Here is a 10,339-nt window from a genome sequence, read left to right on the forward strand (position 1 = left end):
CCGGGAGGACCATCACGAAAGGCTTGGGCATGACCAAGATCGGAATCATCATCGGAAGCACCCGTCCTGGGCGTAATGGCGAGGCTGTGGCCCGCTGGGTTTACGACATCGCCTCGCAGCGCACCGACGCGGAGTTCGAGCTGGTCGATCTGCTGGACTACAAGCTTCCGCACCTCGACGAGATGCTCCCGCCGTCGCTGGGCCAGTACGCTCAGCCGCACACTCAGGAATGGGCGAGCAAGATCGACTCGTTCGACGGATTCATCATGGTGACACCCGAGTACAACCACTCGACGTCCGGGGTTCTGAAGAACGCGATCGACTTCCTTTACGCGGAGTGGAACAACAAGGCGGTGGGCTTCGTCAGCTACGGGTCCGTGGGCGGCACCCGTGCGGTGGAGCATCTCCGTCTCGTCGCGGGTGAGCTCCAGATGGCCGATGTGCGTTCGCAGGTCGCGCTGTCGCTGTTCAACGACTTCGAGAACTTCAGCGACTTCAAGCCCAGCGACTTCCAGGTCGAAGCACTGAACGCCACGTTGGACCAGGTGCTGGCGTGGAGCAAGGCCCTCGCTTCGCTGCGCGTCGCGTAGCGGTCACTCGGCCCTGTGCGGCTGCCTGGCGGCCCTGGCGCGGACATGGCAGTCACGGCCGCCGAGCGTGTGACCGGTGGATTCTAGGGCGGCAACGGCGCCGCCTCGCAGGGTCCGCCGGTCCTGCGCGCGGTGAGTGCCTGTCAACGATCGATGCCCGGTTGATCCGTTCCTTCGCCGAGCAAGTAGCATTGAGTCATGTCACGCACCGCACGGCAGCCGGATCCCGCTGAGAGCAAGGTGCAGCCCCTCTCCGCGGAGGAAGAGGCCGTCGTGCGATCGCTGAGCCGGGTCATCTACGCCCTGCCGCGCGCCGTCGACGCCGACATGATGCGGGAGCAACGGCTCTCCCTCATCGAGTACTTGACTCTGGTCTACCTCTCCGAGGCGCCGGACCGGCGGCTGCGCATGAGTGATCTCGCCGCCGCAGTCGAGATGTCGCTCAGCGGCATGACGCGTCTGGCGACCCGATTGGAGAGCCAGGGGCTCATCCGGCGGGTCAGGTCGGAACAAGACGCTCGTGGCTGGAACGCCGTCCTTACCGCCGCGGGTCTCGAACGCCTGGAGGAGGCCTGGCCGACCAACCTGGCCTCCGTCCGCCGCCACTTCCTCGATCACCTGGTCGGGCTCGACCTCAGGACACTCGCGGCGGCCCTGCGCAACGTCGCCACGTAGAGCCCCTCTCGGCGGACACCAGCCCCAGGCCATGTTCCACGGCTTCGGCAGTCGGCCGAGCCAGGCAGGTGCGCCCGGATGCCAACCGTAGCTTCCGTCACCTGTCATCAGTGAGGGTTGTCCCGCGTCGTGCTGACGCATGCTGAAGGACGCGGAGGGCCTTTGCGAGTTGGTGATGCGCTTAGGGCTTGCCGGGAAACAAGTCGTGGCTTCCATCTGCGGGGATCGTTGTTCTGGTATGGGGAGACCAGAGGGGATCGAGGCCGTCCTGGCAGCGAAGTTCCAGGCGTTGTTGCCGCATCTGGACGAGCGTCAGCGCCGGCTGGCCATGGGGGCGGAAGCGCGGTCATCGGGGCATGGTGGGATCAGGCTTGTCGCCGCTGCGGCCGGGGCCCGGGAGAGCACGGTCTCGCGCGGTGTGGCTGAACTGGAGTCTGGTCAAGGCCCGTTGGGGCGAGTCCGTCGTCCTGGAGGAGGCCGAAAGAAGGCGAGTGACCTGGACCCGGGGCTGCTGCCCGCGCTGCTGGCGTTGGTCGAGCCCGACGAGCGCGGCGACCCGATGTCGCCGCTGCGGTGGACGACGAAGTCGACCCGGAAGCTGGCGGCGGAGCTGACCCGGCAGGGCCACCGGGTCTCCGCCGACACGGTCGCCGGCCTGCTGCGGGAGGAAGGCTTCAGTCTGCAGGCCAACGCCAAGACCATCGAGGGTGCTCAGCACCCCGACCGGGACGCGCAGTTCCGCTACCTCAATGAGCAGGCACGAGACCACAGGGACGCCGGTGACCCGGTGATCAGCGTGGACAGCAAGAAGAAGGAGCTGATCGGCGACTACAAGAACGCCGGGCACGAATGGCGGCCTGCGGGACAGCCCGCGCGGGTCAAGACGCACGCCTTCCCAGGCCAGGCTGAGAAGGCGACTCCGTACGGAATCTATGACATGGCGGCGAACACCGGCTGGGTCGGCATCGGCACCGATCACGACACCGCGGCGTTTGCCGTCGCCTCGATCCGTCGCTGGTGGCGGGCCTGCGGCCGGCACGACTACCCCCGTGCCCGTCGGCTGCTGATCACCGCCGACGGCGAGGGCTCCAACGGCTACCGCACCCGCGGCTGGAAGACGCAGCTTGCCGACCTCGCCGCTGAGACGGGCCTTGAGATCTCGGTGTGTCACCTGCCGCCCGGTACCTCGAAGTGGAACAAGATTGAGCACCGCTTGTTCTCCCACATCACCATGAACTGGCGCGGCAGGCCCCTGACCAGCCATGAAGTCATGCTCCAGACCATCGCCGCGACCACCAGCCGCACCGGCCTCACCGTCCATGCCGAACTCGACAGCGGCCAGTACCCCACCGGCATCCGCGTCAGCGACGACGAGATCGCCGCCCTGCCCATCACTCGTCATCGCTTCCACGGCGACTGGAACTACACCCTCCACTCCCAGCGTCCGGTGGACGCGGCGACCACCGGCAGCACAGCGGACGAGGTCCCGGCGGGCAGACCGTCTCACCTCACGCCGTGTTCGCTGCAGGACCCGGAACTGACCGGGATGACCAGCCGACAGCTCAGCGAGCTCATCGACTCGCTGACGCCAGCGATGGAGGTTCAACGCGAACACCTGCTCCGCACACGTCGAGGTCACGAGCGCCTGGTGGCCCCTGGCGCAGGCGCCAAAGCCAAGCTCACCTCAGCCGACCGGGTCCTTGTCACCGTGCTCCATCTGCGAAAATTCGCAAACATGAACCTCCTGGGCCAGCTCTTCAACACCACCGCCATGACCATCAGCCGCGCAGTGAAAGACGTCCGCCCGCTCTTGGAAGCTCATGGTGTCCATGTCTCCGCTTCAAGAGCCCGGTTCCGCACACGGGAAGACGTCGCCAGGTTCCTCGACCCCGACAAAACCAAGATCAAACCGTCGTGTTGATTCCCGGCAAGCCCTTAGTGCCGCAGCGAAGCTCCTCCACGGGCGCCCTGGCAGATCACCTTCGCCGCCCTCGGCTCCATCTCATCGACCTTGACATGGCAACGGCCCAGGGAGCGGCGAAGGGGCGGTCATGGGCAGTCATGGGTACCCAACAGGGCATCCCCCCAGTGCCCCTTCGAAAACGAACGGGCACTGGCCTTCCCTTGCTCTCATGCAACGAGGGTGCACCACGTGGTCGAGCCGTCTTCGCCGGAGTCACGCTCTTCGGCCAGCGCATCGACGAGGAGCAGGCCACGGCCACTTTCCTCGTCCGGCCCAGGGTCCCGTATGTGCGGTTGCCCAGGGGGCCATCCTCCGCGTCGAGGCGGGCCATGCCATCGGCGTACGATATGGCAGCGTGCCGCAGTCGCTGTGTGTGCTGGATGGCGTTTGCGGCCATCTCGCCGACGAGCGTTTCCCGCCGTGCCGGCGAGACGGGCCACGCCCCAGGGCTCCAGACTGGATCGGCTCACGACACGCAGGCGCCGTATGCTCCGTGGTTCGGAAGCTATCGACGTGGTGAGACGAACGGCTCGGGCCACATCTCCGGGCCAGACCTAAGATGTGCCGCAGTGCCGGTATGGCTTTTTTGATCACAGCGGGCGGCCCAGGCGCCGGTTGTTGAGCGGGGCATATCGGTAAGACAGACCGCCGGCCGCACACTGCGTCGCGGCGGTCGGCGGTGGGCGCAGGCGACGAGAGACAATGCTCGACCGGTCGACTACTGCATTGTCGGGCAATATTGCCCATTCTGTTAGAACTCCACGGTGAGCCCGGAGCCGGGTCGGCGCCGTGATCGGCTTCGTCCGTGCTGGTAGGTAGGGCCTCCCGGCGACGTAAAATGAGGCTGTGGAACTGCGCCAGTTGCGATACTTCGTCGCGGTTGCCGAGGAGCTGAACTTCGGCCGCGCCGCAGAACGGCTCCTCATCGCCGGCCCCTCCCTGTCCCAGCAGATCAAGGCCCTGGAACGCGACCTGGGGGTGCGACTCTTCGATCGCGATCGCCGCTCGGTGACCCTTACGCCGGCAGGTGCGACTCTGCTCCCGCACACCCGCTCCCTGCTGGAACGCGCCGACGATCTGCGGAACCGTGCGGCCAGGATCGCCGGCTCGGAGCCGGTCCGGCTCGGCTACGTCAACTGGCTGCCGGCGGACCTGGCTGCCCGCACCTCGCACGTGGCGCGCCTCAACATCGATACGTGGGTCTCGCCCTCGCACACCCAGGCATCCCGTGTAGCGGACGGCAGCCTGGACCTGGCGGTGTGCTGGGTACGCCAGGAGGACCTGGAGGAACGCGACCTCAACGCTCGGCTGTTCGGCGCCGACCGGTTGTACGCCGTCTCCACCGGCGGGGACACCGCCGAGGTCCGCGTGCGGGACACCGTCGTGCTCCTCGACGACGACGCCACGACGTGGGTGTCCTGGAACGGCTACGCCGAGCAACTGGCCGGGGCCGGTGCCCGCATCGTGTGCGTCTCCGACGGCGGTATCACCGGGCCCGCGTTCTTCGACCATGTGCGCCGCTTGCGGCGTCCGATCGTCAACTCGCCCAAGGGGCAGATCACTCCACTACCGCCCGACCTGGTCGCACGTGCCGTCGCTGACCCCAAGATCTACTGGACCTGGTCCCTGGTATGGCGACGGAGCGAAGTCCGCGCGGCTGTGCTGGGCACCATCGACGCCTTGACGCGAGGTATCGGCGACTTCGGTATCCACGCATCAGACGCATGGCTGCCGGACGGCGACCCGCACAAGCGGTAAGCCGATCCCCGCGTGCCCGGGTGGAATCTTCCGTCCGGAGCCTGGCGCCGATACTCCTTGCCACGAGGAGACCGGCGGAGACTCGTGGTTGCCGTGCGTTGGCCGTGAGGCGGGGGCTACCAGTGGGAAGGAAGCCGGTCGTAGCGCTGCCTCGCCCAAGCGCGCAGGCTGGGTTCATGGGAAACAATAGTTAGCGCGCGGGGGCTTTCTGAGCCGGCCCACAGCCAGGCGGCAGTGGCGAGCGGGATCCTCGGCGGACTGTCAGGCATCAGCCGGCCCGGGAGACACCGGGGGACGAGGTCCGTCCGGCATCCAGCTCACGAGCAGGAAGTACCCAATCTGGAAGAGGAACCCATGTCTTTCTCCATCACCGATATCCTTGACGGCCGCTCCTGGCCCGTACGACTCCTCACCGGACCGGGCACCGGCCGGCATCGGGGCCCGCGAGCCGATGATGATCGCTGTATGTCCGCAGGCAGCACAACCACGGGACACGGCCGTCACCGCAGAACCACTCGCCCTTCCCCGGTTCAACCGACCGAAGGCCCTGACAGTCACAGCGACCGTCCGATGCTTCCGGCGACATGGAACCAAGGCGTGAAATCCGAATGACTGCACCATATCGCCGTCGCCCGCACAGCAGCCGGCGCTTTCGCGCAGCACGGGCCTCCCGAAACGGGGACGCTGAAGGCCGCCGTGGACGCCCAGTGTGACGGCGTCGGCCTGGGGATTCACTCCCTGGACGCCTGGACTGCCCGCCGGTGTCCATAGGCACTCCTGGGGCGGCTCGCGCCGGGAGGCCAAGGTTCCCACCCGGAAGAAAACCAGTCCTGGCATCCCAGAGCCCGCCCGACCCGGCCTCCAAATTATCGACCGGTCGACTAGTTCTCGGTCGGCCACTACGTGAGAAGGTCACTATGAGCACGCGGAACCAGAAGGTCGCGATCGTCACCGGTGCGTCGCAGGGGATAGGCGCCGCCCTCGTCGAGGGTTACCGCAAGCTTGGCTACGCCGTCGTAGCCACATCCCGCACCATCACCTCTGCCGACGACGCGGACGTCCTGACCGTCCGGGGTGACATCGCCGACCCGGTGACCGCCGAGCGCGTCGTTGACGCAGCCGTCAAGCAGTTCGGCCGTATCGATGCCGTGGTCAACAACGCGGGCGTGTTCGTCGCGAAGCCTTTCACCGACTACACGGCCGAGGACTACGTCAGCGTCACCGGCGTCAATGTCGCCAGCTTCTTCCATCTCACCCAACAGGCGGTCCCGCATCTGCTCGCCCAGGGCGGCGGGCACATCGTCAGCATCACCACGAGTCTGGTCGACAACGCGGACTCCCGGGTCCCCTCCGTCCTGGCCTCGCTGACCAAGGGCGGCCTGCAGTCGGCGACCAAGTCCCTGGCGATCGAGTACGCCACCCGCGGCATCCGCGTCAACGCGGTGTCGCCTGGCACCATCAAGACTCCCATGCACCCGGCGGAGACCCGGGAGTTTCTCGCCGCCCTGCACCCGGTCGGCCGGATGGGTGAGGTGAGCGACATCGTCGACGCGGTGCTCTACCTGGAAACCGCCCCGTTCGTCACGGGCGAGATCCTGCATGTCGATGGCGGCATGAGCGCCGGACACTGACCGTACGTCATGTTCCCGGCCAAGGAGCGCACGTGGCGCCCCCGGCCGATGCCCCGGAGATCCTGAGCGGAGTGCTCGACCGGTGGAACGCGGCGCCGTCGACGCACGCCACCCCGACGGCATCGCCCCGCCTTTACCGAGGGTGCCGCCTTCCGGAGGCTCCACCGGCCACGTGAGCACCGCGCGCCGGCCCGAACGCGGGCTGCTGCGCCTTCACGGCAGCTCCGCGCGGGCCCGGTCCTTCGTGGGGCGTGTCACGGAACACAGGATCTTCCCCTCTGGGGGCACACTTCCCCCTATATGCTTGTCGAGTCAATTACTTTCGCGCGCTTGATCCGGCGAGGAATCGCAGGAAATTCCTTGACTGATCAATCACAATCTCCTATGGAAGGTTCGCAGATGACCAAGATTGGGATCATCCTCGGCAGCACGCGCCCCGGACGCAATGGTGAGGCCGTGGCCCGCTGGGTGTACGAGCAGGCAAAGCACCGTACCGACGCCGAGTACGAGCTCGTCGACCTGATGGACTACAAGCTCCCGCTCCTGGATGAGCTGCATACGCCGAAGATGGGTCGATACAGTCAGCCGCACACCTACGAGTGGTCCTCGAAGATCGCCTCCTTCGACGGTTTTGTGATCGTGACGGCCGAGTACAACCATTCGGTGCCTGGTGCGCTGAAGAACGCCATCGACTTCCTGCACGCCGAGTGGAACAACAAGTCCGTCGGCTTCGTCAGCTACGGCGCCACCGGTGGTACCCGCGCCGTCGAAGCCCTGCGGCTGATCGCGGGCGAGCTGCAGATGGCTGACGTCCGCTCTCAGGTCGCGCTGTCCCTCTTCACTGACTTCGAGAACTTCAACACCTTCAAGCCCGCCGGCGCCCAGACCGACGCTCTCACCGGAACGCTGGACCAGGTTGTCGCCTGGAGCAAGGCCCTGGCGCCACTCCGCGTCGGCTGACACCGGCCATTGCCGGCCCTCCCCGCACCAGTTCGACTCTGGTGCGGGTCGGGGTCCGCGCCCATCGCGTGCTCCGGAACCTCCCACGGGACGCCGCGGGCGACCAAGCGGCAAGGCGGGCCCTCTCCCACAAGAAGATGGAGTTCAGTGATGTCCCTTGCAGTTCAGTTTTCTGAGTACGGCGCCGGCGACGTTGTGCGGATCGTGGACGTACAGCCTCCGAATCCCGGTCCCGGTCAGGTGCGGTTGGCCGTCCGTGCCGCAGGTGTCAATGCTTCCGACTGGAAGATCCTCCGGGGCTTGATGCGTGAGCAGTGGCCTCTTAGCTTTCCTGCCGGCCTCGGGTATGACGTGGCCGGCGTAGTGGATTCGGTCGGTGAGGGGGTAAGCGGGTTCGGCGTGGGCGACGAGGTCCTGGGACACTCACTCACCCCGTCCTTCGCCCAGTTCGCGCTCGCCGATCCTCGTGCGCTCGTGGCGAAGCCCGCCACGGTCACATGGGAGGTGGCGGGCAGCCTCGCGGCTGCGGGCGGCACCGCCTGGATATGCCTGGATCGGCTCAATGTTTCTGAGGGCGAGACGGTTCTGATCCATGCCGCCGCGGGCGGCGTGGGCACCTTCGCGGTGCAGCTGGCCGTGGCCCGCGGCGCCCGGGTCATCGGTACCGCCAGCGAGCGAAACCACGACCGGCTGCGCGGGTTCGGCGCCATTCCGGTCAGTTACGGCGAGGGCCTGGTTGAACGGGTGCGGGCCGTCGCACCGGATGGTGTCGACGCGGTTGTCGACGCCTCCGGCCGAGGCGAGATCCCGGACTCGATCGAGCTCGCAGGAGGCCCGGAACGCGTCCTGACCATCGTGGACTTCGATGCCGGCGACACAGGTGTGGTGATCCAGGTGGGCCGCACGATGGCCCCGACCTACCGCGAAGTCCTGCGCCACATCGAAGCGGGGCGCCTCACCATTCCGATCTCCGGCACGTACCCTCTGGCGGAAACCGCTGCCGCCCTCGACACGATCGGTACGGGCCACGTCAGCGGCAAGCTCGTCATCCTGCCCGCGTAACCCTGCCTTTTTCGCACAGGCGATGGGCTCCCATCAGCCGGATCCCCTGTACAGCCCTCAGACTTCTGGATGCTCTGTCTGAGCTTGATCCTCTTTGTCGGACATCCGAGATCAGGGGTTCAGCCCCGGGAGGATGTCCATCATGGAGAGCATGGGGAAGAAGAAGCCTCGCCCTCGCCGCTCGTTCACGCCCGAGTTCAAGGCCGAGATCGTCGAGCTGTGCCGACGTGGTGACCGCTCGGTCGGTCAGATCGCCAGGGACTTCGATCTGACCGAGACCGCGGTGCGCGACCGGGTGAAGCAGGCCGAGGTCGACGCGGGCGAGCGGGACGGCCTACCCAGCAGCGAACGCGAAGAACTGGCGGCACTGCGGCGGGAGAACCGCCGCCTGCGTGAGGACGTCGACATCCTCAAGCGGGCCACGGCTTTCTTCGCGCAGGAGACCCGGTGACGGTGCACCCGTTCATCGAGGCGGAGAAGCGTGCAGGTCACAGCGTCAAACGAGCATGTGAGCTGCTGAAGGTCTCCCGGACCGCCTTCTACTCCCGCCGCGCCGGCACCCCTGGTTCCCGCGCGGTCCGTGACGCCGAGCTGGCGGAGCAGATCACCGACGTTCATACGCGATCGCGGGGAACCTACGGCGCCCCGCGCATCCATGCCGTCCTCAAGCGGGAAGGCGCCGAGTGCGGCCGGCGCCGTGTCGCGCGGCTGATGCGGGCTGCCGGCCTGCAGGGCCGACACCGCAGACGACGGCACCTGACGACGATTCCCGATCCACGAGCTGCCCTGCGGCCCGATCTCATCGTCCGGGATTTCCAGCCCGACGCCGGATCGCTGGACGCCCGCTGGTGCGGCGACATCACCTACATTGCCACAGAGGAAGGCTGGCTCTACCTGGCCACCGTTATCGACATCGCCTCGCGCAGGGTAGTGGGCTGGGCGACGGCCGACCATCTGCGCACCGATCTGGTCGCCGATGCCCTCACGGCCGCCGGCCGGCAACGCCACCCCACCAACCCGGTGATCTTCCACTCCGACCGCGGCTGCCAGTACACCAGTCAGCAATTCGCCGCCCTAGCGGACCAGTTGGGCGTTCGGCTGTCGGTCGGCCGCACCGGACAATGCTGGGACAACGCACTCGCCGAGTCGTTCTTCGCGACCATCAAGCGCGAGTTGCTCCACACCGCCGCCTGGCCCACCCGGGCCGCCGCCCGCACCGCGATCTTCGATTTCATCGAGAGCTGGTACAACTTGCACCGCTTGCACAGCAGCCTCGGCTACCGCAGCCCCGCCGAATACGAGACTGCACTCGCAGCCTGACCACCACACCAATGGTGTCCGTCAAAGCGGAACCAGCTCATCTCGTGGTTGACCGGCTACCGCAGACTCAACCACCGCTACGAACGCCAATCCCGCAACTACCTCGCCTTCCTCGGCCTCGCCGCCGCCCTATGCAGCTACAAACGACTCATCCGACTCACCACATAGGACACGCTCTAACGAGTTGGTGTGTGATAGCGGGTGGGACATGTCTGCCCTGCTCAGGTGCTTGCTCAGTCGGTGATGTTGCGGTCGGAGACGAGGGCCGCGATCGCTTGGTGGGTGTCGGGGAGACGGTCGCGGCGGTGGGTCCAGCGCTGCAGTTGTTTCCAGCGTTTGTGGTCGGCGAGGGCGTGTTCGACGGTGATCCGTTGTGAGGA

General features: G+C 66.8%; 9 protein-coding genes and 1 pseudogene. All 10 read left to right on the forward strand.

What is annotated here, in order from left to right; translation table 11 throughout:
- Window positions 1-29: 29 nt before the first annotated feature.
- Entirely contained in the window at window positions 30-590 is a 561-nt protein-coding gene (locus tag M1203_RS09245; RefSeq protein WP_249949050.1) for an NADPH-dependent FMN reductase, read from the forward strand.
- Window positions 591-788: 198 nt separating this feature from the next.
- Entirely contained in the window at window positions 789-1,265 is a 477-nt protein-coding gene (locus tag M1203_RS09250; protein WP_249949051.1) for a MarR family winged helix-turn-helix transcriptional regulator, read from the forward strand.
- A 238-nt stretch (window positions 1,266-1,503) separates the two neighbouring features.
- On the forward strand, window positions 1,504-3,186 hold the full coding sequence (locus tag M1203_RS09255; protein ID WP_283958431.1) for an ISAzo13 family transposase: 1,683 nt from the start codon (window positions 1,504-1,506) through the stop codon (window positions 3,184-3,186).
- 888 nt (window positions 3,187-4,074) lie between these two features.
- A complete protein-coding gene (locus M1203_RS09260) occupies window positions 4,075-4,986 on the forward strand; it encodes a LysR family transcriptional regulator (RefSeq protein WP_249949052.1) in 912 nt (303 codons plus the stop codon).
- 917 nt (window positions 4,987-5,903) lie between these two features.
- Window positions 5,904-6,617: an SDR family NAD(P)-dependent oxidoreductase gene (locus M1203_RS09265; RefSeq protein ID WP_249949053.1), complete on the forward strand. Its 714-nt coding sequence runs from the start codon at window positions 5,904-5,906 to the stop codon at window positions 6,615-6,617.
- A 399-nt stretch (window positions 6,618-7,016) separates the two neighbouring features.
- Window positions 7,017-7,577 carry an NADPH-dependent FMN reductase gene (locus M1203_RS09270; RefSeq protein WP_249949054.1) on the forward strand — a complete coding sequence of 187 codons (561 nt, stop codon included), beginning with the start codon at window positions 7,017-7,019 and terminating at the stop codon, window positions 7,575-7,577.
- Window positions 7,578-7,727: 150 nt separating this feature from the next.
- The gene (locus tag M1203_RS09275) at window positions 7,728-8,639 is read left to right on the forward strand and encodes an NADP-dependent oxidoreductase (RefSeq protein WP_249949055.1); all 912 of its coding nucleotides are present in this window, start codon (window positions 7,728-7,730) and stop codon (window positions 8,637-8,639) included.
- Window positions 8,640-8,781: 142 nt separating this feature from the next.
- The gene (locus M1203_RS09280) at window positions 8,782-9,090 is read left to right on the forward strand and encodes a transposase (RefSeq protein WP_249949056.1); all 309 of its coding nucleotides are present in this window, start codon (window positions 8,782-8,784) and stop codon (window positions 9,088-9,090) included.
- Complete coding sequence (locus M1203_RS09285) at window positions 9,087-9,959, forward strand: IS3 family transposase (protein WP_249949057.1); 873 nt, start codon at window positions 9,087-9,089, stop codon at window positions 9,957-9,959. The genes M1203_RS09280 and M1203_RS09285 overlap by 4 nt, the downstream gene beginning before the upstream one ends.
- Before the next feature lie 39 nt (window positions 9,960-9,998).
- Window positions 9,999-10,127: pseudogene (locus tag M1203_RS09290) on the forward strand (IS5/IS1182 family transposase); the annotation flags it as partial.
- Between the last annotated feature and the right edge of the window lie 212 nt (window positions 10,128-10,339).

Source organism: Streptomyces sp. 35G-GA-8, from assembly GCF_023534745.1.
Lineage (GTDB): Bacteria > Actinomycetota > Actinomycetes > Streptomycetales > Streptomycetaceae > Streptomyces.

What these genes read in the sequence shown, in the direction of transcription:
- M1203_RS09245 (WP_249949050.1), top strand. Translation starts at nt 30, where the DNA reads ATGACCAAGATCGGAATCATCATCGGAAGCACCCGTCCTGGGCGTAAT.
- M1203_RS09250 (WP_249949051.1), top strand. Translation starts at nt 789, where the DNA reads ATGTCACGCACCGCACGGCAGCCGGATCCCGCTGAGAGCAAGGTGCAG.
- M1203_RS09255 (WP_283958431.1), top strand. Translation starts at nt 1,504, where the DNA reads ATGGGGAGACCAGAGGGGATCGAGGCCGTCCTGGCAGCGAAGTTCCAG.
- M1203_RS09265 (WP_249949053.1), top strand. Translation starts at nt 5,904, where the DNA reads ATGAGCACGCGGAACCAGAAGGTCGCGATCGTCACCGGTGCGTCGCAG.
- M1203_RS09270 (WP_249949054.1), top strand. Translation starts at nt 7,017, where the DNA reads ATGACCAAGATTGGGATCATCCTCGGCAGCACGCGCCCCGGACGCAAT.
- M1203_RS09275 (WP_249949055.1), top strand. Translation starts at nt 7,728, where the DNA reads ATGTCCCTTGCAGTTCAGTTTTCTGAGTACGGCGCCGGCGACGTTGTG.
- M1203_RS09280 (WP_249949056.1), top strand. Translation starts at nt 8,782, where the DNA reads ATGGAGAGCATGGGGAAGAAGAAGCCTCGCCCTCGCCGCTCGTTCACG.